Annotated in this window: 17 protein-coding genes and 1 pseudogene; 4 read left to right on the top strand and 14 right to left on the bottom strand. The window is 67.1% G+C overall.

Annotated elements, in window-relative coordinates:
* Positions 1–11 precede the first annotated feature (11 nt).
* The 10 genes and pseudogenes from MSM1_RS15120 to MSM1_RS15075 all read right to left on the bottom strand — a co-directional run.
* Positions 12–1,403 (bottom strand): bifunctional lysylphosphatidylglycerol flippase/synthetase MprF, encoded by a 1,392-nt coding sequence (locus MSM1_RS15120; RefSeq protein ID WP_213444501.1) that lies wholly within the window; start codon positions 1,401–1,403, stop codon positions 12–14.
* Positions 1,404–1,539: 136 nt separating this feature from the next.
* The gene (locus MSM1_RS15115) at positions 1,540–2,421 is read right to left on the bottom strand and encodes an acyl-CoA thioesterase II (RefSeq protein ID WP_213443743.1); all 882 of its coding nucleotides are present in this window, start codon (positions 2,419–2,421) and stop codon (positions 1,540–1,542) included.
* 79 nt (positions 2,422–2,500) lie between these two features.
* Positions 2,501–3,940 carry a pyruvate kinase gene (pyk, locus tag MSM1_RS15110; RefSeq protein ID WP_213444499.1) on the bottom strand — a complete coding sequence of 480 codons (1,440 nt, stop codon included), beginning with the start codon at positions 3,938–3,940 and terminating at the stop codon, positions 2,501–2,503.
* Between the two features lie 211 nt (positions 3,941–4,151).
* Entirely contained in the window at positions 4,152–4,595 is a 444-nt protein-coding gene (locus MSM1_RS15105; RefSeq protein ID WP_213443739.1) for a DUF2752 domain-containing protein, read from the bottom strand.
* A 142-nt stretch (positions 4,596–4,737) separates the two neighbouring features.
* Entirely contained in the window at positions 4,738–6,183 is a 1,446-nt protein-coding gene (locus tag MSM1_RS15100) for a prolipoprotein diacylglyceryl transferase (protein ID WP_213443734.1), read from the bottom strand.
* Complete coding sequence (gene trpA, locus MSM1_RS15095; protein ID WP_374101733.1) at positions 6,180–6,992, bottom strand: tryptophan synthase subunit alpha; 813 nt, start codon at positions 6,990–6,992, stop codon at positions 6,180–6,182. Before trpA ends, MSM1_RS15100 begins: the two co-directional genes overlap by 4 nt.
* Complete coding sequence (trpB, locus tag MSM1_RS15090) at positions 6,992–8,260, bottom strand: tryptophan synthase subunit beta (protein ID WP_213443723.1); 1,269 nt, start codon at positions 8,258–8,260, stop codon at positions 6,992–6,994. The genes trpA and trpB overlap by 1 nt, the downstream gene beginning before the upstream one ends.
* Positions 8,261–8,328: 68 nt before the next feature.
* Complete coding sequence (gene trpC / locus MSM1_RS15085) at positions 8,329–9,147, bottom strand: indole-3-glycerol phosphate synthase TrpC (RefSeq protein ID WP_213443716.1); 819 nt, start codon at positions 9,145–9,147, stop codon at positions 8,329–8,331.
* A gap of 80 nt (positions 9,148–9,227) precedes the next feature.
* The gene (locus MSM1_RS15080) at positions 9,228–9,899 is read right to left on the bottom strand and encodes a TIGR02234 family membrane protein (RefSeq protein ID WP_374101727.1); all 672 of its coding nucleotides are present in this window, start codon (positions 9,897–9,899) and stop codon (positions 9,228–9,230) included.
* Positions 9,900–9,967: 68 nt separating this feature from the next.
* Positions 9,968–11,485 (bottom strand): annotated as a pseudogene (locus tag MSM1_RS15075) (anthranilate synthase component I); the annotation flags it as partial.
* A gap of 70 nt (positions 11,486–11,555) precedes the next feature.
* Between MSM1_RS15075 and MSM1_RS15070 the strand changes: the two are divergent.
* The 4 genes from MSM1_RS15070 (at position 11,556) to MSM1_RS15055 (ending at position 16,454) form a co-directional block, all read left to right on the top strand.
* Positions 11,556–12,014, top strand: a complete 459-nt coding sequence (locus tag MSM1_RS15070; RefSeq protein WP_213443713.1) for a peroxiredoxin — start codon at positions 11,556–11,558, stop codon at positions 12,012–12,014.
* Positions 12,015–12,474: 460 nt separating this feature from the next.
* On the top strand, positions 12,475–12,900 hold the full coding sequence (locus MSM1_RS15065) for a hypothetical protein (RefSeq protein ID WP_213443712.1): 426 nt from the start codon (positions 12,475–12,477) through the stop codon (positions 12,898–12,900).
* A 333-nt stretch (positions 12,901–13,233) separates the two neighbouring features.
* Entirely contained in the window at positions 13,234–13,632 is a 399-nt protein-coding gene (locus MSM1_RS15060; protein WP_213444493.1) for an MmpS family transport accessory protein, read from the top strand.
* The gene (locus tag MSM1_RS15055; RefSeq protein WP_213443709.1) at positions 13,629–16,454 is read left to right on the top strand and encodes an RND family transporter; all 2,826 of its coding nucleotides are present in this window, start codon (positions 13,629–13,631) and stop codon (positions 16,452–16,454) included. Before MSM1_RS15060 ends, MSM1_RS15055 begins: the two co-directional genes overlap by 4 nt.
* 355 nt (positions 16,455–16,809) lie before the next feature.
* Here the strand turns inward: MSM1_RS15055 and hisI are convergent, their stop codons facing one another.
* The 4 genes from hisI to priA are packed head-to-tail and all read right to left on the bottom strand — an operon-like array spanning position 16,810 to position 19,485.
* Positions 16,810–17,157, bottom strand: a complete 348-nt coding sequence (gene hisI, locus MSM1_RS15050; protein ID WP_213443706.1) for a phosphoribosyl-AMP cyclohydrolase — start codon at positions 17,155–17,157, stop codon at positions 16,810–16,812.
* Entirely contained in the window at positions 17,154–17,945 is a 792-nt protein-coding gene (gene hisF / locus MSM1_RS15045; protein WP_213444491.1) for an imidazole glycerol phosphate synthase subunit HisF, read from the bottom strand. Before hisF ends, hisI begins: the two co-directional genes overlap by 4 nt.
* Entirely contained in the window at positions 17,942–18,757 is an 816-nt protein-coding gene (locus tag MSM1_RS15040; RefSeq protein ID WP_213443701.1) for an inositol monophosphatase, read from the bottom strand. The genes hisF and MSM1_RS15040 overlap by 4 nt, the downstream gene beginning before the upstream one ends.
* A complete protein-coding gene (priA, locus tag MSM1_RS15035) occupies positions 18,754–19,485 on the bottom strand; it encodes a bifunctional 1-(5-phosphoribosyl)-5-((5-phosphoribosylamino)methylideneamino)imidazole-4-carboxamide isomerase/phosphoribosylanthranilate isomerase PriA (protein ID WP_213443696.1) in 732 nt (243 codons plus the stop codon). The genes MSM1_RS15040 and priA overlap by 4 nt, the downstream gene beginning before the upstream one ends.
* Between the last annotated feature and the right edge of the window lie 46 nt (positions 19,486–19,531).

The raw sequence follows: 19,531 nt of genomic DNA, 5'->3' as shown, positions 1-19,531 counted from the left end.
GTCTGCGGGCATCAGAGCCGGCGCCAGCGCGGCATGAACTCCAGCGATAACAGCACGCAAATCAGCGGGACCAGCTGGGTCAGTGACACCAGCGCGTAGCGCCGCTCACCCAGTGAGTGGAACTTACGCAGATACCGCCACAGCGACTCCAGCGCGATCAGCGGGTCAAGAAGACGGATCAGCACGTAAAAAAGGCCGCGCACACAGCCACGCCGCCTGGCGTCGAAGAGCTCCGGGAATGCCGCGAACGCCAAGGATACCCGCCGCGCACCGGCGTTTCTGGCCGCTGTCACCATGTCGATGCTCAGCCGCTCATCGATGCCGTTGGGGGCTCCACGGCGCCGCCAGGGGGCGTCGAGGGTGATGTCGCTGCCGCCACCGGCGGTCGCGTAGCGCTGGAAGCCCTGGACCCGTCCGGATGCATCCCTGGCGAGGATCAGCAGGATTCCCGGGTATCGGCCCTCAAGCGCCCCGTCGAGGTTCATGCAAAATCCGCGTTGGAAGTGCGCCCCGCTGACGGACGCCCGGACCACGGCGGTCAGCTCCGCCCGTCGCCGATCGTCAAGCCCCTGCTCAGCCACGATCTCGGTGGTGATACCGAAGTTATGGGTGCGCTGTACCGCCTGGCGCAGGTTGCGAAACTTACGCCCGCTCATCTCGAAGCCAGACACGTCGATGACGACGTCCCGCCCGATCGGTATCTGGCGCAGCGGCCGGCCGATGACCGTCGGGTCGCTCCACAACCCCAGCCGCCGCTCGCTGCAGGCCAGCACCACAATCCGCCAGCCGCGGGCATGACACCTGGCGGCGAAATCGGCGACCAACTGCGGGAACTGCGTTTCGTCGCCGATCGGATCGCCGCTGACCACCGCATACCCGAGGCGCGTTCGATACGCCAGCGCCGCGGCGCCGTCAGCGCTGAAGTGATAGCACTTGCGGGCCTGCATGGCAAACGGCGCCAGCGGGTCCCCGCTGGTGGCGTTGACCAGCGCCCACACCCGAGCCAGGTCGCCGGGCTGCGGGCGTGCCGACGTGGGCCACATCAGCGCCAGCCCCGACCCGGCGACCAGCACATCACCGGGAAGATCAAGGGACAGCGCATGCGCGCCCAGCCCGGCGACCACCAAGCCGGCGGCGACGACCGCGTGCGTCGCCGTGACCGGTCGGTGCAAAAAGATACCGCGGGCGAACAATGCCGCCGCCGCTAAAGCCGTCAGGGACCATTCCAGCCGGCCGGCCGGCTGCCAGCGCGCGTGCTCATGGGTAACCACGGCGACCAGCCAGCACGCCGCTCCCAGCAGGGCCACGGCACCGATCCCCCGCGCTGCGGGCGAGTCGACGTGCACGATGACACGCTCGCGGGTGCGCAGCCCCGGAGCGGCGTCGACAAACAGCCGGTTCACCCCCACCCCCACGTGCCGTACCCCACTGTGCCCCGCCCCACCACTGAAACGTTACCCCTGATCACGGCCGTCGCTGGGCGTGACGGATAGCGCGACAGCATCGTCGTGCCGCGGCCACCGGCGAGCCTGCCGACCGCTAGCGGCCAGCGCCCGGGAAGTACTTCACGACGCCTTCCTGCACCACGGTCGCGACGAGTCGGCCCGAACGATCGAAGAAATGCCCCGTACCCAGCGCGCGCGAATCCGCGGCCACCGGTGACGACGTCGAGTACAACACCCAATCGCCGAAGTCGACCGGCCGATGAAACCACACCGAGTGGTTGGTGGTCGCGGCAAAGATCCGGTCAAAGCCCCACGACAGCCCGTGCGTGGTGATAACCGAGTCCAGCACCGTGGTATCCGACGAATACACCATCGCCGCGGTGTGCAGCACCGGGTCATCGGGCATGACACCCCCGGCCTTAACCCAAACCCGGTTGAAGGTCAGCCGCTCGCCTTTGGCGCGCATCACCCACGTTGGGTCGTTGGTGTAGCGCCAATCGATCGGCTGCAGCGCATTGACGAACAACGGAACGGTGTCCTCGTAGCCGCGCAGCAGCTCCGTGATCGGCGGCAGGGTGTCCGGCGGGGCGACGTCGGGCGGATCGATACCGTGCTCGAGGCTGCGGCCGCCGGAGAGATACGAGATCATCGCCGACGCCAGCAGGGTGCCGTCCTGCGTCGCGTCCACTCGCCGGTTGGCGAAACGGCGCTCGTCACGCAGCCGTGTCACCCGAAATTCGATGTCCTTGGCGGTATCGCCGCCGTTGATGAAATGCACCGACAGCGCGGTGGGCGGCAGCTCGCGGGTCAGGGTGCGGCTGGCCGCGACGAACGATTGTGCCATCAGCTGGCCGCCGAATGTCCGCGGCGGATTCTTGCTCGGATGCGAGCCGATGAACAAGTCGTCGGCGATCGGACTGAGATCCAAGACCGCCAGCAGCTGCTCGAAGTCCGACGCTGTTTGCTGTTCCCTCATTGCTGGCCGTACCGGCCCTCCCCGCGACCGTCCACGGCGCGCATCGTCGCCGGAGCGGGTCGCAGATCAGGGCCGCAGATTAGACGTCCTCCTCGCCGATGCGGTGCACATGAATCAGGTTCGTTGAGCCTACTGTGCCCGGTGGCGCGCCCGCGACGATCACCACCAGGTCCCCTCGTCTGTAGCGGCCGAGTTGCAGCAGCGCCTTGTCGACCTCGTGGATCATGCCGTCGGTGGAATTCTGGTGCGGAACGATGAACGTCTCGGTGCCCCAGGTCAAGGCCAATTGGCTGCGTATCTCGGGCAGATCGGTGAACGCCAGCAACGGCAGCGGGGTATGCAGCCTGGCCAGGCGGCGCACGGTGTCACCGGATTGGGTGAAGGCGACCAGGGCTTTGGCGTCCAGTCGCTCGCCGATGTCGCGGGCAGCGTAGGAGAGCACGCCCCGCTTGGTGCGGGGGATATGCGTCAGCGGCGGTGCCGCTGTCGAATTCTCTTCCACCGCACACACGATCCGCGCCATCGTCCGCACGGCCGCCAGCGGATACTTCCCGACGGCGGTTTCCCCGGACAGCATCAGCGCGTCGGCACCGTCGAGCACCGCGTTCGCGACGTCGGACGCCTCGGCGCGGGTCGGCCGGGGGTTCTCAATCATCGAGTCGAGCATTTGAGTTGCGACGATGACCGGCTTGGCGTTCTCCCGGGCAATTTGGATGGCCCGCTTTTGCACCAGCGGGACCTCCTCCAGCGGCAGCTCCACCCCCAAGTCGCCGCGGGCCACCATGACGGCGTCGAATGCCAAGACCACGGCTTCGAGGTTGTCGACGGCTTCCGGCTTCTCCAGCTTGGCGATCACCGGAACCCGCCGCCCGATCCGGTCCATCTGCTCATGGACCAGCTCGATATCAGAAGGCGAGCGCACGAAAGACAACGCCACCATGTCCACGCCAAGATCGAGCGCAAACCGCAGATCCTCAATGTCTTTGTCCGACAAGGCGGGAGCGGACACGTTCATCCCGGGAAGCGACATTCCCTTGTTGTTGCTCACCACGCCGCCTTCGGTGACGGTGCACACCACGTCGTCGCCGTCGATATCTTTGACGACCAGTCCGATGTTGCCGTCATCGACCAGAACGCGGTCACCGCAGGCGGCGTCCCTGGTCAACTGCTTGTAGGTGGTCGACACCCGATCATGGTCGCCTTCGCAGTCGGCGACCGTGATTCGCACCGTTTCCCCTTCGGCCCAATAGGTGGAGCCCCCACGGAAGCGCCCCAGCCTGATCTTGGGGCCCTGCAGATCGGCCAGCACACCGACCGCGCGGCCGGTGGCATCCGAGGCGGCCCGCACCCGCTCGTAGGCCGCCTTGTGGTCCTGGTAGTCGCTGTGGCTGAAATTCAGTCGGGCAACGTCCATCCCGGCCTCGACCAGCGCCCGAACCATCTCATCGGTGTTGCTGGCCGGGCCGAGCGTGCAAACGATCTTCCCGCGCCTCACGAGGTCAGCATAGTCGCGCCCGATCACCGTCTCGACCAATGTGAATCCCGTCTCACACCCCAGTTGGAGGGTCAGCGGGCAAGCGCCAACGTCGGCCGCACGTGTGAGCGACAGAGATCATTGGGAGTCATTGCACCCACGAGCTTTCCGGCTATACCGGCGCCGTCATGGCACCGCCGGCGCGGCCTCAGCCGAGCCGATGCCGGCCGGGCACGCCCGCAGCTGTCCGGTGCGGCTATCCGCCGAGCATGGTCGGAGCCAACGGGAAGCCGGGCAGGTTACGCAGCACCGTCCAGGTTAGCGTCGCCGTCGCGAGGGTCACGATTAGCGGCATCGGCAGGACCGGTTTTCCGCGGCGGCCCCGCAACAGCAGCCATCCCGCCAGCAACGGGAGGCCGAAAAGCAAAAACACGTTGTCGGTGACGGCGGCCGCAACGTGACCGTGCAGCAGGTCATGCACCATCCGCAGCCCGCCGCAGGCGGGGCAGTTCCAGCCGGTGAGCAGCCGAAACGGACATTGCGGGTACACGGCATTGTGATCGTGGGGGTCAACGAATCCGATGTAACCGAGGGCCGACGCCAGCGTCGCACCGGCGCCGAGCGCGCGGTACGTGCGGCGCCGACCGGCCGGTCCGGCGATCACCGGCCGTCCACCCGCGACAAGCGGATCCGGTCTCATCGCCCGATTCTCTGACCGGTGCGAGGGGTCGGTCACGGTGTTCAGCATGCCAGATCGGCTGCGGGTTGCCGCCGCTTTCGGCCGACCCGCGCCGACCGCCGGCTACCTCGTCGGGGCCCCGGGTGCCCCGCCGCAACCGTCGTCAGCGCCGGCGCCACGACAATCGCCTCCCCGGGCGCCACCGGGCGCCCGCGGCGGTCGCCCCTACTTCGGTCGCATCGACCGGGCGTGCCGCCTCTGTCGGCGCGGGCGCGGGCCCGCTGTCGGTGACCGGTTCCTCGCGGGGCTCCGGATCCTCTGGGGCCACCGGCTCCTCTGGTACCTCCGGCTCCTCGCGGGCCACCGGCTCCTCGTGGGCCACCGGGTCGGCTCCCGCCGCAACCCGGACGTCATCCCCGCAAGCCGCTGGCTTCTGGCCGGCGGGCCCCGCCGGCTCGGTTGGGGCTTCGGCGGGCCCCGCCGGCTGGGCCGGCGCGGGCTCCACCTCTTCGGCGGCGTCCACCTCCGCGGGCTTCGACTCCGCCGTTTCGGCCTGGCCTTCGGGCTGCCCAGCCTCGGGCGGTCGCGGCTCGGCTTTTTGGATCTGCGCCGCCTCAGCTCCCCCACCCGCGGGCTCACCGTCGTTGCGGTCGGCACCTTTGACCGCCGCGGTCGCATCGGGTGCCGGCGCGACGGCCGCGACTTGGGCCACCGGCTCGGGGACCGCCGGCTCCTCGGCGTGACGGGCACCCCGCAGGGTCGCCGGATCCTCCCGGCCTCGCGGGGCCAGGAGGAAATAGACGACCGCCCCGATGAACACGAACGTCGAGGTGAAGGAATTGATCCGGATCCCGGCGATGTGGGTGGCGGGATCGGCCCGCAGCAGCTCGATCCAAAACCGCCCGAGGCAGTAACCGGCGGCATAAAGCGCGAACAGGCGCCCGTGGCCGATGGCAAAACGCCGATCCACATAGATCAGCAGGACAAACACCACGACGTTCCAGAGCAATTCGTAGAGAAACGTCGGTTGCACGACGAGCGCTACCTGCCCGGTCGAGACGCCGTCCAGTGAATGCACATCCACGTATCCATCGGGGCCGCGACGGTAAAACACTTCCATGCCCCACGGCAGCGTGGTTTCCCGACCGTAAAGCTCCTGGTTGAAGTAGTTTCCCAGCCGGCCGATGGCCTGTGCGAGCACAATGCCCGGAGCCACCGCGTCGGCAAAGGCCGGCAGTGGAATGCCATGCCGGCGGCACGCGATCCACGTTCCAACGCCGCCGAGGGCCACCGCGCCCCAGATCCCCAGGCCCCCGTCCCAGATGCGCAACGCCGCGCCTAACCCGACACCGCCGCTACCGAAGTAAGTCCGCCAGTCGGTGATCAGGTGATAGAGCCGCGCGCCGATCAACCCGAAAGGCACGGCCCACAGCGCGATGTCGTAGATAACGCCGCGTTCGCCCCCGCGGTCTTCCCAGCGCCGGTCGCCGATCACCAGCGCGACGAGGATGCCGGCGATGATGCACAGCGCGTAGGCACGGATGGGAATCGGCCCGAGGTGCCAGACCCCGCGCGGCGGGCTAGGGAAATACGCAAGCACGGTGCTCATAGCGTGACGATCCTTTGGCGCACACCGGCGGCGAGTTCGCCGGTCAGCTTACGCAACCTGGGCGGGCCGTCGGCCAATGCCGACACCAGCGCCGAGCCGACGATAACACCATCGGCATAAGCGCCGATCTGAGCGGCCTGATCTCGCGAGCGCACCCCCAACCCCACGCCCACCGGTATGTCAGACACCGCCCTCACCCTGCGCACCAGCTCGGGCGCCGCCTGCGACACCGCGTCACGCGCGCCCGTGACACCCATTGTCGATGCCGCGTAGACGAATCCCCGCGACGCCTCGACCGTCATCGCCAGCCGCTGCGGCGTCGATGACGGTGCCACCAAAAAGATTCGGTCCAGCCCGTGCCGCTGGGATGCGGTGATCCATTCACCGGCCTCATCGGGAATGAGGTCGGGCGTGATCACGCCCTGGCCGCCGGCCGCTGCCAGGTCTCGGGCGAAAGCATCAACCCCATAGCGCAGCAACGGATTCCAGTAGGTCATCACCACGGCGCGGCCGCCGGCGGCGCTGATCGCCTCGACCGCGGCCAACGAGTCGCGGACACGCACGCCGCCGTGAAGCGCGGCCTGCGACGCCCTGGCGATGGTCGGGCCGTCCATGCTGGGGTCCGAATACGGCACACCGACTTCAACGATGTCGCAACCGGATTCGACGAGGGTTATCATCGCGTCCACGGAGGTCCGCACATCCGGGAACCCGGTGGGCAGGTAACCGATCAGCGCCGCGCGACCCTCGTGCCGGCAGGAGTCGAAAAGCGGTGCCAGTTTGCTCATTTCAGTTTGGCCCGCAGTCATCATCCGCCGCTGCCCCGACCATCGAGCAGGCCAAACCACTTGGCAGCGGTCTCCACGTCTTTGTCGCCGCGACCGGAGAGGTTGACCACGATGACCGCGCCCTGGCCCAGCTCGACTCCCAGCTTCAGCGCACCGGCCACCGCGTGCGCGGATTCGATGGCCGGAATGATGCCTTCGGCGCGACACAGCAACCCGAACGCCGCCATCGCCTCGGCGTCGGTGATCGGCCGATACTCCGCCCGCCCGGTCTCCTTCAGCCAGGCGTGTTCTGGGCCCACACCGGGGTAGTCCAGGCCCGCCGAGATCGAGTGGGATTCGATGGTCTGCCCGTCGTCGTCCTGAAGCAGGTAGGAAAACGATCCCTGGAAGACCCCCGGGGAACCGCCGGTGAACGTGGCCGCATGCCTGCCGGTCTGCACGCCGTCCCCCGCCGCCTCGAACCCCACCAGCCGGACACCGTGATCGTCGAGGAAGGCGTGGAAAATCCCGATCGCGTTGGATCCCCCGCCGACGCAGGCCGCGACCGCGTCGGGCAGCCGGCCTGCCTGGTCCAGGATTTGCGCGCGCGCCTCCAAGCCGATGATCCGCTGAAAATCACGCACCATCGCCGGGAATGGATGCGGACCGGCCGCGGTACCGAAGCAGTAATACGTGGTGTCGGCGTTGGTGACCCAGTCGCGGAACGCTTCGTTGATCGCGTCCTTGAGCGTTTTGGAGCCCGAGTCCACCGAGACGACCTGCGCGCCCAGCAGCCGCATCCGCGCCACATTGAGCGCTTGGCGCTCGGTGTCGACGGCACCCATGTAGATCACGCAGTCCAGGCCAAGCAACGCGCACGCGGTGGCGGTGGCCACCCCGTGCTGACCGGCGCCGGTCTCAGCGATCACCCGGGTCTTGCCCATCCGCCGGGCCAGCAGCGCCTGCCCGAGAACGTTGTTGATCTTGTGAGAACCGGTGTGGTTCAGGTCTTCTCGCTTCAGGAAGATGCGTGCCCCGCCGGCGTGCTCACGCAGGCGTGCGGCCTCGTACAGCGGGGACGGCCGGCCGGCGTAGTTCGCCTGCAGCGTATCGAGAAGATCCAGGAACCCTTGATCGGTGCGGGCTTTCTCGTAGGCGGCGGTGACCTCCTCGATCACCGCCATCAACGCCTCGGCGACATAGCGGCCACCGTACACGCCGAAATGACCGCGCGCGTCCGGCTCGTGGCGGGTGGGTTCGGCGACGGCCGCACTCGGGCGCGGCAGATCCGGGCCGCGGTGTTCTCTCATCACGAGGCTTTAACGCATAACGGGCGTGCCGGGTTCACCGTCTTTCCGCCTGCGCGCCTCATCAGCGGTCAGCGAGCCGGTTTTGGACACGACGGATGCGTGCCGGCGGCAACCAGATCGGCAACCGCCGCCCGCGGATCATCGCTGGTGACCAGGCCCTCCCCGACCAGCACGGCGTCCGCGCCCGCGCCGGCATACGCCAACAGGTCGGCGGCGCCGCGCACGCCGGATTCGGCGATTCTGATCACGTCGCTCGGCAGGCCGGGAGCGATCCGCGCAAAGCAGTCCCGGTCCACGTCCAGCGTCGAGAGGTCGCGGGCGTTGACACCGATCACCTTCGCGCCGGCCCGCAGTGCCCGGTCGGCTTCCTCTTCGGTGTGCACCTCCACAAGGGCGGTCATGCCCAACGACTCGGTGCGATCCAGCATCGCCACCAGCGCCGGCTGATCCAGCGCCGCGACGATGAGCAGCAGCATGTCGGCGCCGTGCGCGCGCGCCTCATGAATTTGGTAGGGCCGCACCACAAAATCTTTCCGCAAGACCGGCACCGAGACCGCCGCCCGCACCGCGTCAAGATCAGCCAGCCGGCCGTGAAACCGGCGTTCCTCGGTCACCACGCTGATGATTCGCGCGCCGCCATCCTCGTAGGCCCGGGCCAGTTGACCGGCATCGGCGATCGGTGCCAGCCGGCCCGCCGACGGGCTGGCGCGTTTGACCTCGGCGATCACCCCGACACCGGGCGCCCGCAACGCCGCCATCACGTCACGCGGCGGCGGCGCCGCTTCGGCGGCCGCCTTGACCTCCGACAGGCTTACCGCGGCCTCACGAGCGGCGACATCCGCGTGGACCCCCTCGATGATGGAGTCGAGCACGGTTACCGGACTCATGCCTGCGGGTTCCTTCCCCCGGTCCCCACCGGTTCGCGACAACGTCCATCGAAGGGTAGCGAGCGCCGGGGGACGCTTCGTCACCGGCCCTCGGTGCCGGCTTCGTGATTGCCCGGCGCGGCGGAATTCTCGGGCCGATCGGTCGGATCGCAGCCCTCGTCGAGCGCATCCCAGATCGTGCGCGGCGACACCGGCGCGTCATCGCCGGTCGCGGTCGAACGGCGCGCGGCCGGCGGAACGTACTGCGACGCCCGCGACGCCCCACAGATCGCGGCCGACCTCATCAACAGGACGGCGGCCATCAGCGCGCACACCCCCGCCCCCAGCGCGACGGCCGCCCCGGTGTAGTGCCGCTCGCTGCCCACCAGGAACGGCACCGGGATGCGCGCGAGATCGGCCGCCCGCACCGCCACATCCGGAACCACCCACAAACTGATCGCGAGATAGCCGATCACCAGACTCGCGAGTGCCGCCAGCACCGCCACCAGCCGCAGCAGCCGGCCACGCAGGGCGACGGTGGCCACGGCGATGGCCAGCAGCAGCAGCGCCAGGGGCAGCAACGCCGTCGACCACGACGCCCCCGAGAGCGTCGCGGATCTCGGCGGGCCCAGCCCGTCGAACGCGTGGATCACCACCCACGGCAGCCGCGATGCCACCCACAGCGCCCCCGCGGAAGCCGCCAGCAACGCCTGGGCCGCACCGATCAGCACCCGGCCCCACCGCTGCGGGTCGGCCGTTACCGTCCGGCGCACGTGCCCGCCCCCTCCTGCGACCGCGCCCCGGCCCACGTCGTCACCGGGCCGTGGTCGAGGCCCGTCGCGGGCGCCGTCAGCGTCTCCGCCGCGGCGATCGCGTTCAACACCGCGCGGGCCTTGTTGGTCGCCTCGGTGTATTCGTAGGGGCCGTTGGAATCGGCGACCACCCCGCCGCCGGCCTGCACGTAGGCCGTGCCGTCGCGCAGCAGGGCGGTGCGGATGGCGATCGCGAAATCAGCGTTGCCGGCGAAGTCGAGGTAGCCGACCACCCCGCCGTATAGACCGCGGCGGGTCTTTTCCACCTCCTCGATCAGCTCCATTGCGCGCACCTTCGGCGCGCCCGACAGCGTGCCCGCGGGAAAGCAGGCGGTCACCGCGTCCAGGGCGGTGCGCCCCTCGGCAAGCATGCCGGTCACGGTGGACACCAGGTGCATCACGTGGCTGTAACGCTCGATGTGGCTGTAATCCTCGACACGGACGGTGCCCGGCACGCAGACCCGCCCCAGGTCGTTGCGACCCAGGTCGACCAGCATCAGGTGCTCGGCGCGCTCCTTGTCGTCGCACAGCAAGTCCTTTTCCAGCTGCTGATCCTCGTCCTCGGTGTGCCCCCGCCACCGGGTTCCCGCGATCGGATGCGTCGTTGCCCAGCGATCCTGAATGGTGACCAGGGCCTCCGGGCTGGATCCGACGATCGAAAACGCCAGCCGCCCATGCTCGTCGGGCACATGGAGCAGATACATGTACGGGCTCGGGTTAGACACCCGCAGCATCCGGTACACGTCGATCGGCTCGGCGCTGGTGTCCATCTCGAAGCGCTGCGACGGCACCACCTGAAAGGCCTCACCGGCCGCTATTTGCGCCACCAGGTGCTCGACGATGGCGCCGTACTCTTCGACGGTGCGCTGCGCACGGTGCTTCGGCTCGGGTCGGCGGAACGTCGCGACGGTCGACGGCAGCGGCTGGGCCAGCGCCGCGGTCATCACGTCCAGGCGTGCCACCGCGTCGTCGTAGGCCTCATCGACGCGCTCGTCGGTGCCATTCCAGTTGACGGCGTTGGCGATCAACGTGATGGTGCCCTCATGGTGGTCGACCGCCGCCATGTCGGTGGCCAGCAGCAGCATCATGTCGGGCAATCCGAGGTCGTCCACGGTGAGCTCGGGTAGACGTTCCAGGCGTCGCACCAGGTCGTAGGCGAAGAAGCCCACCATGCCGCCCGACAGCGGGGGAAGCCCGGGAAGCGGGGCGGTGGCCAGCAGCTCGAGTGTGGCCCGCAGCACCTGCAGCGGATCTCCACCGGTGGGAGCGTCCCGCGGCACGGCCCCGAACCAGGCCGCTTGGCCGTCGCGCACCGTCAGCGCCGACGGCGAGCCGGCGCCGATGAATGACCACCGCGACCACGACCGCCCGTTCTCGGCCGACTCCAGCAGAAATGTGCCCGGCCGATTGGCGCCCAGTTTGCGGTAGGCCGACAGCGGCGTCTCGGCGTCCGCCAACACTTTGCGCGTCACCGGGACCACGCGATGCCCGGCGGCCAGCGCGTGGAAATCCTGCCGCGAGGTGGTGACGGCGAGGTCGGCGTGCACCTTCCCATCTTCGCCCATCTTCGCCCATCTTCGCAGACGCCGCGAGCACCCCGGGGGTAGCGTGACTGCCATGAAACCCGGCGACACCGTGCCCGACTTCCAACTTCCCGACCAGACCGGAACTCCGCGCGCGCTCGGCGAGCTGCTTGCCGACGGTCCGGTGGTGCTGTTCTTCTACCCGGCCGCCGGGACGCCCGGATGCACCCGGGAGGCGTGCCATTTCCGTGATACGGCCAGCGAGTTCGCCGCCGTCGGCGCGTCCCGGGTCGGTGTCAGCGCCGACCCGGTGGCCAAACAAGCCAAGTTCGCCGGCGATCACGGCTTCGACTACCCGCTGCTGTCCGATGCGGACGGCACCGTCGCGGGCATGTTCGGGGTCCGGCGCGGGTTGCTAGGCAAATTGCTGCCGGTCAAGCGCACCACGTTCGTCATCGACACCGACCGCACGGTGCTCGACGTGATCGGCGGCGAGCTCAGCTTCAACGCGCACGCCGACAAGGCGTTGGCGACGCTGCGGGCCCGTGGCTAGACCCGGGCTAATCCCGGGCGAAACCGCGGCTAAACCGCGGCTAAACCGGCCCGACAAACCATCGCTGGCGCCCAGCATCCTGCCGCGGCCCCGCCGGACATCGACTCGGCGTGCAGCACGCGCTGCGGGGCTTGGGTTGCGGCGTTGCGGGCCCAATCGGCCAATGAGCGAACACCGGCATGCAGGTATGCGCCGCGGGCAGCCGGACGAGGTCGCGGATCACGCCTTCTCCAGGACCGCCTACTGCCCCAACATCGATAAGGCCAAGGCCGGGGCCTATGCGCGCGATCCGAACGGCAACGCCATACTCGAGCCACGATTGCGCTGCCTCGGGGGACTCGCCGACACGGTCATTGATATCCATCGGGTATGGCGGAGTCTTCGAAGCCAACCGTGATGGATTCGCCAGTGTTTCAAGTGTGGCCGCTAAGGTCGGTCGGGCGGACGAAGGAGCGGGATAATGAATTCCGACTTATGGGGTTATCTGACTGTACTTTCCCTCGTGGCGGTATTGGTATTGGCTGCCTTTGCTACGGTATTCGTAAGACGGCTCTGCGAACGAGCACCTCTGCCGATAAGTGAAGGCATAGGGAGCGCGAAAGCGGTTATACGTAAAGTGCGCAAAAACGAACACATGTCGAAGGAAGAGGTGGATTATGCAAAGCAAATCATTGCTGATCGTAGCTCTTTGATGGCGTACTGCATTCCCGGTGCGTTGTTCATGGTGGGATGTTTTTATGTATTTGGCAGTCTTTACCACCTGCATGGAGCAACACCCTCCGAGCGGACATTTCTTGGAGTGTTCCCCATGCTGGCCTCCATAAACTTCACGATTCAGCTTCTCAGAAGCACACGGCTGAAATGGCGGGTGCAGGCAATGTCTTGACCGTTGTGCCTCGTCGTTCCCAGGTGGACGGCATTGTCACCTAACCGCGCCTAACACCTGCCTAACGCGGTCCGTGCCGCCCCTTCTCGTCTCACGTCGCCGATAGCGCCACTCGGTGCCACTCGGTGATGTCCGCACAGCCGGTGTCCGCGTTGCGGACCCGTGCTGGTACCCTACCCACGTTCATATATCAGCCTAGTTGATATGCATCCGCGCCGTGGCCGTCTCGGCTCGGGATCGAGAATAGAGCGCATAGGTTTGTGACCGGGACCGGCGAAAGGTGGTCGAGTGAGACCTCGTTCGGTTGGCAGGACTCTCTTGGCGCGAGCCTGGATGCCGTTGGTTGCCATCGTTGCGCTCGGTGCGGGCGCACTGGGCATGTGGAAGGTGCACGAGCTGTCCAATCCCCCGCCCGTCATCACCGTCAACGGCCCGGCGGCACCGCCGGAGTTCAATCTCAAACGGCTCACGTATGAGCTGTTCGGCTCCGTCGGCGAAGGGGGGATGCTCGTCTGGGTGGACGTCGACGGGCATCCCCATCAGGTTCAGCTCACGAGCTTGCCGTGGTCGCACACGGAGGCGACCACGCTCACCGTGGTGTCCGGCAGCATCTCGGCACAGGTTCATGGTGGTCAAGTTGGCTGCCGGATCCGGGTGAATGGTGTGGTTCGCGCTGAGCAGTCCGATACCCATCAGGATGCGCACGTCTTTTGCCTCGTGAAATCCGCATGAGCGAGCACCGCGCCGAGCATCGGGCCAGAGGACCCGTCGTCCCCAGAATGATCCGCGTCTTCGCGATACCGATCATCACCTTTTGGGCGCTTCTCGCGGTGTCGACGAACGCCTTCATGCCGCAAGTAGAGCGGGTCGCAGAAGAACTCGCGGGCCCGATGGTCCCGCACTATGCCCCCTCGCAGCGGGCATTGCTGGCGATCGGCGAAAAGTTCCACGAATCGAATTCGACCAATCTGACGATGCTGGTGTTGGAGGCCAACCGCCCGTTGGGCGACGCCGACCATCGCTACTACGACGAACTGCTGCGCCGGCTGAAGCAGGACCCCAAGCACGTGCAGTACGTGATGGATCTGTGGGGGAAGCCGATCACCGCGGCGGGGGCGCAGAGCCTCGACGGCAAGTGCGCGTACGTGCTGCTGCGTCTTGCGGGCGATATCGGCCAAATGCAAGCGAACCAGTCCGTCAACGCCGTGCGCGAGATCGTCGCCAAGGACACGCCGCCGCCCGGGCTGAAGGTCTATGTCAGCGGTGCGGCGCCGCTGGCCTCGGACACGGTGGCCATTGCCAATTCGAGCTTGAACAACATCACCATCGCGGTGATCTGCCTCATCGTCGTGATGTTGCTGCTGGTGTACCGCTCGATCAGCACCGTGCTGGTGCCCTTACTTGGAGTTTTGATCGAGATGTTGGTCGCGAAGGGGATTATCGCGGCTCTCGGCCATTTGGGGTATATCGAGCTCTCGTCATTCGCCGTCAACATCGTCGTCGCGCTGACCCTGGGGGCGGGCACGGACTACGGCATCTTCTTGATCGGCCGCTATCACGAGGCGCGCCAGGCCGGCGAAGGCAAAGAGGAGGCGTTTTACACCGCGTACAAAAGTGTCACCCCCGTCATCCTGGGCTCCGGGCTGACGATCGCGGGTGCGTGTTTCTGCTTGATTTTCGCGCGGCTCAATTACTTCCACACCATGGGGCCCGCCGTTGCCATCAGCATGCTGTTCACCATTGCGGCAGCGCTGACGCTCGGCCCGGCCATTTTGACCGTGGGCAGCCTGTTCGGGCTCTTCGACCCGAGAGGGACGGCGAAGGCGCACCTGTATCGGCGGATCGGAACGAGCGTGGTCCGGTGGCCGGTGCCGATCTTCGCGGCCAGCGCCGCGGCCGTCCTGCTCGGGGCGATCTTCGTGCCGACGTATCGGCAGAACTACGACGACCGTCAGTACCAACCGCGAAATGCCCCCGCTAATCAGGGCTTCGCGGCGGCGGATCGGCACTTCCCGAAGAGCAAGCTGTTCCCCGAGATGTTGATGGTCGAGACGGATCATGATATGCGAAACTCGGCTGACTTCATCTCATTAGACCGGGTGGCCAAGGCTCTCATCCGCCTCCCCGGCGTCGCGATGGTGCAAAGCATCACCAGGCCCCTGGGTCGACCGTTGGAACACGCCACCATCCCTTACTTGTTCACCACGCAAGGCAGCGGCAACGGCCAGCAGCTTCCGTTCAATAAGCAGCAAAACGCTAATACCGACCAGCAGGCACAGATCACGATGCACACCGTCGCGGTCTTGCGGAAAGAGATCGTGTTTTTCCAAAACATGTCGGATGAGCTGCACAAGACGGTTGTCACCATCGAGGATCTGCAGAAGATCACCGATGAGATGCGCTCGGAAATCGCAGATCTCGACGATTTCTTCCGGCCCATCAAAAGCTATTTCTATTGGGAGAAGCACTGTTTCGACATTCCCACTTGCTCGGCATTCAGATCGCTCTGGGATGCGCTCGACAACATCGACAAGCTCGCCGATGACATCACCGACGCTAAAACCTCCCTCGAGGCCGTCGACAGAATTCTGCCGCAAATCATCACCCAGCTGAAGCTCACGGCCGACGACTCGGAGGTTTTAGCGGCTCTTTTGGTTAACACCTACGGTTCGTCGGCTCTGCAGTCCACGCAAACCGATCAGACATTCTTCGACCAGATCAATGTGGGGCTTGACTTCGACCAGTCCCGCAGCGACGACTATTTCTACATCCCCCGAGAAGGCTTCGACAACGAAGACGTCAAAACGGGTATGGCGCTGCTGATGTCACCGGACGGCGAGGCTGCGCGGTTCATCGTCACCCTCGAGGGCGACGCGATGGGCCCGGAAGGCGTGGAGCGTGTTGAACAGTTCCCCACAGCCATAACCACGGCGCTGAAAGAGACCTCGTTGGCCGGCGCGAGAGTTTATATCGGCGGTTCAGCATCCAACGATGAGGACATCAAGGAATACGCCGCGTCCGACCTGCTCATCGTGGCGATCGCCGCCTTCGTGCTGATCTTCTTGATCATGATGTTCCTCACGCGAAGTCTGATGGCCGCCTTGGTCATCCCCGGCACCGTGGCATTCTCGTACGCAGGGGCGTTTGGGCTCTCCGTACTCGTCTGGCAGCACCTCATCGGCCTGCCCCTGCACTGGTTGATATTGCCGCTTACGTTTATCATCCTGGTGGCGGTGGGTTCGGACTACAACCTGCTGTTGATCATCCGTGTCAAAGAGGAGCTTCACGCCGGGCTGAACACCGGTCTCATCCGCGCGCTCGGAAGCACGGGAAGTGTGGTGACTTCCGCGGGCTTGGTGTTCGCGTTCACTATGTTGGCAATGCTGACAAGCGATCTCCGAACCATCGGTCAGGTGGGTTCCACGGTGTGCATCGGCCTGCTGCTCGACACGCTGATCGTGCGTTCATTCGTCGTGCCATGCATAGTCAGAATCCTCGGGCCGTGGTTCTGGTGGCCAACACTGGTGCGTTCCCGCCCACTACGGCAGCGATGAGCCCGCTTCGCGCACGGAAGACGGCCTGCAAAAAGGGCACGTTGTGCAAACTGCGCCGCCGGCCTTCGCCCCACTCGCGCATTCCGTTTAGCGTCCATGCCGGGCTTGAGCTGCGCGGATTTCGGCCGCCGTCACCGAGGCCAGAACAGGAGTGTTTGCGGCGCCTCGATCGCCACATCCAGACAAGTGACGACATGGAATATCAGCATCCCGGCTAAGAAGATCGCGAGGTTCTGCTTGTATGCCGGTTCACGTCGCCGGTGAAGCGCGAACGAGACGGGTGCGCCGATAAGCCAGATCGCCAGGGCACCGAGCTCACCTACCAGCCCGGCACAACCGTGAACAAGCCGGCGGGTCAGTCCTCGGGCTCCAGGAGCACGTCGGCGTCGAAGCAGCTGTGATCCCCGGTGTGGCAGGCGCCGCCGGCCTGGTCGACCACCAGCAGCACCGCGTCGCCGTCGCAGTCCAGGCGCACCGAATGCACATGCTGGGTGTGGCCCGAGGTGGCGCCCTTGACCCACTGCTGGCCGCGGGACCGCGAAAAGTAGGTTGCCTCACGGGTTTCCAAAGTGCGGGCCAGCGCCTCGTCGTCCATCCAGGCCACCATCAGCACGTCACCGCTGGCGCGTTCCTGCACCACGGCGGTGAACAGTCCCTCGGCGTTGCGCTTGAGCCGGGCCGCGATGGCCGCGTCGAGCGTCATCGCACCGTGATCCCCTCCGCCGCCATCGCGGCCTTCACCTGCCCGATGGTCAACTGGCGGAAGTGAAAAACACTGGCCGCCAATACCGCGTCGGCGCCGGCGCGCACCGCGGGCGCGAAATGCTCCACCGCCCCGGCGCCGCCGCTGGCGATCACCGGCAGGCGCACCGCGGCGCGCACCGCCCGCAGCATCGCCAGGTCGAAGCCGGTGCGGGTGCCGTCGGCGTCCATCGAATTCAGCAGGATCTCCCCCGCCCCCAACTCGGCGCCCCGGACCGCCCACTCGATCGCATCGATGCCGGTGCCACGGCGCCCGCCGTGTGTGGTGACCTCCCAGCCGGAGGCGGTGGGCGCGGCACCGGCGGGCACGGTGCGCGCGTCGACGGACAACACGATGCACTGGGAGCCGAAGGCCCGGGCCATCTCGGCCAGCAGGTCCGGCCGCGCGATCGCGGCGGTGTTGACCGCGACCTTGTCCGCCCCGGCGCGCAGCAGCATGTCCACGTCGGCCACGCTGCGCACCCCCCCGCCCACCGTCAGCGGGATGAACACCTGCTCGGCGGTGCGGCGCACCACCTCCAGCATGGTGGCCCGTCCCGACGATGAGGCCGTCACGTCGAGAAAGGTCAACTCGTCGGCGCCCTCGGCGTCGTAGGCGGCCGCGAGCTCGACGGGATCACCGGCGTCGCGCAGGTTGGCGAAGTTGACGCCCTTGACCACCCGGCCGTTGTCGACATCCAGGCACGGGATCACCCGCACCGCAAGACCGTTACCGCAACACACCGTCAATAATCCTCCGGCCTGCCTGTGCTGCACAGGATCTCCAGCATCTGGGCGTGCACACCCGGAGCCGCCGCCAGCGCCGAGCGCGCGTCCGGGCTCCAGGGCTCGCCGGCCAGATTGGTGACGATGCCGCCCGCGGCCCGCACCAGCGCCACCCCCGCGGCATGATCCCACACATGATCACCGAAACTGACTGCGCCGCCCAGAATTCCGTCAGCCACATAAGCCAGGTCGATGCCGGTGGCACCGTGCATGCGCAGCCGCGAGGACACCCGGCTGAGATTTTCCAGCACGGCCAGCCGGTAGCGTCCCGGGAACCGCCCCCGCGAGTCCACGTTGAAGGTGCCCACCCCGACGATCGACTCGGAAAGCTCGCCCGGCTCCAGCGGCGGCTGCGGCACACCGTTTTTGATCAGGGGACCACCCACCACCGCGGTGTAGCGCTGGCCGGTGAACGGGACCCAAGTCAGGCCCGCCACCGGATCACCGTCACGCATCAGGCCCAACAGGATCGCGGCCATCGGAGATCCGGCGGCGTAGTTGAACGTCCCGTCGATGGGGTCCAGCACCCACACCCACGGAGAGCCAACGTCCGGGCCGCCGAACTCCTCGCCGTGCACCATGATGCCGGTGGCCGCGACCAGCGCATCGGCGACCTGGCGCTCGATCTCCAGATCGACCTTGGTGGCGAAATCGTCACCTTTTTTGCGGACCGCCGAGCTCGCGCGGTGCCCGGCAAGGAACGGCTCGGCCGCCGCGTCGAGGATCGTCGACGCCTCGGCCACCAGCGCCTCCAAATCCGTGACGTCCAGCGTCATCGCACCGCCGCCAGTGCTTGCGCCAGGCTGAACCGCCCGGCGTAGAGGGCCTTGCCCACGATCGCGCCTTCCACTCCGCTGCCGGTCAGCGCGGCGATGGCGCGCAGGTCATCGAGGCTGGACACCCCGCCGGAGGCGATCACCGCGGCGGCGGTGCGCTCGGCGACCCGCGCGAGCAACTCGAGGTTAGGGCCGCTCAGGGTGCCGTCCTTGCTGACATCCGTAACGACAAACCGTGAACACCCTTGCTCCTCAAGGCGTTCCATCACTTCCCACAGGTCACCACCGTCGGTTTCCCAGCCGCGCCCACGCAACCGGTGCCGGCCGTCGACGATTCGGACGTCTAATCCGACGGCGATTTTCTCGCCGTGGCGGGCGATCACCTCCGCGCACCAGGCCGGGTTTTCCAGCGCCGCGGTGCCGAGGTTGACCCGCGCGCAGCCGGTGGCCAGCGCCGCGGCCAGCGACTCGTCGTCGCGGATCCCGCCGGACAGCTCGACCGCGATGTCGAGCTTGCCAACCACCTCGGCCAGCAGTTCGCGGTTGGAGCCACGCCCGAACGCGGCGTCCAAGTCGACCAGATGGAGCCATTCGGCGCCGTCGCGCTGCCAGCCCAGCGCGGCGTCGACCGCCGAGCCGTACTCGGTCTCGCTGCCGGCGCGGCCCTGCACCAGGCGCACGGCGCGACCGTCGACCACGTCCACGGCGGGCAACACGATCAGCGCCACGGGACACCCCGTTTCGCCAGCGTGCAACCAGCGCCGCGCGCTCTGG

The sequence above is a fragment of the Mycobacterium sp. SM1 genome (assembly GCF_018361265.1).
In the GTDB taxonomy this organism is placed as follows: domain Bacteria; phylum Actinomycetota; class Actinomycetes; order Mycobacteriales; family Mycobacteriaceae; genus Mycobacterium.
The sequence above is the reverse complement of the archived record's forward strand: the minus strand, read 5'-3'. Positions and strand labels throughout refer to the sequence as shown.

Excerpts from the sequence above, each read along its gene's own strand:
- MSM1_RS15100 (WP_213443734.1), bottom strand. The coding sequence starts at position 6,183 with ATGAGCACCGTGCTTGCGTATTTCCCTAGCCCGCCGCGCGGGGTCTGG.
- MSM1_RS15115 (WP_213443743.1), bottom strand. The coding sequence starts at position 2,421 with ATGAGGGAACAGCAAACAGCGTCGGACTTCGAGCAGCTGCTGGCGGTC.
- trpC (WP_213443716.1), bottom strand. The coding sequence starts at position 9,147 with ATGAGTCCGGTAACCGTGCTCGACTCCATCATCGAGGGGGTCCACGCG.
- MSM1_RS15040 (WP_213443701.1), bottom strand. The coding sequence starts at position 18,757 with ATGACGCTGGACGTCACGGATTTGGAGGCGCTGGTGGCCGAGGCGTCG.
- MSM1_RS15105 (WP_213443739.1), bottom strand. The coding sequence starts at position 4,595 with ATGAGACCGGATCCGCTTGTCGCGGGTGGACGGCCGGTGATCGCCGGA.
- MSM1_RS15070 (WP_213443713.1), top strand. The coding sequence starts at position 11,556 with ATGAAACCCGGCGACACCGTGCCCGACTTCCAACTTCCCGACCAGACC.
- trpB (WP_213443723.1), bottom strand. The coding sequence starts at position 8,260 with ATGAGAGAACACCGCGGCCCGGATCTGCCGCGCCCGAGTGCGGCCGTC.
- trpA (WP_374101733.1), bottom strand. The coding sequence starts at position 6,992 with ATGACTGCGGGCCAAACTGAAATGAGCAAACTGGCACCGCTTTTCGAC.
- MSM1_RS15065 (WP_213443712.1), top strand. The coding sequence starts at position 12,475 with ATGAATTCCGACTTATGGGGTTATCTGACTGTACTTTCCCTCGTGGCG.
- MSM1_RS15055 (WP_213443709.1), top strand. The coding sequence starts at position 13,629 with ATGAGCGAGCACCGCGCCGAGCATCGGGCCAGAGGACCCGTCGTCCCC.
- MSM1_RS15060 (WP_213444493.1), top strand. The coding sequence starts at position 13,234 with ATGCCGTTGGTTGCCATCGTTGCGCTCGGTGCGGGCGCACTGGGCATG.
- hisI (WP_213443706.1), bottom strand. The coding sequence starts at position 17,157 with ATGACGCTCGACGCGGCCATCGCGGCCCGGCTCAAGCGCAACGCCGAG.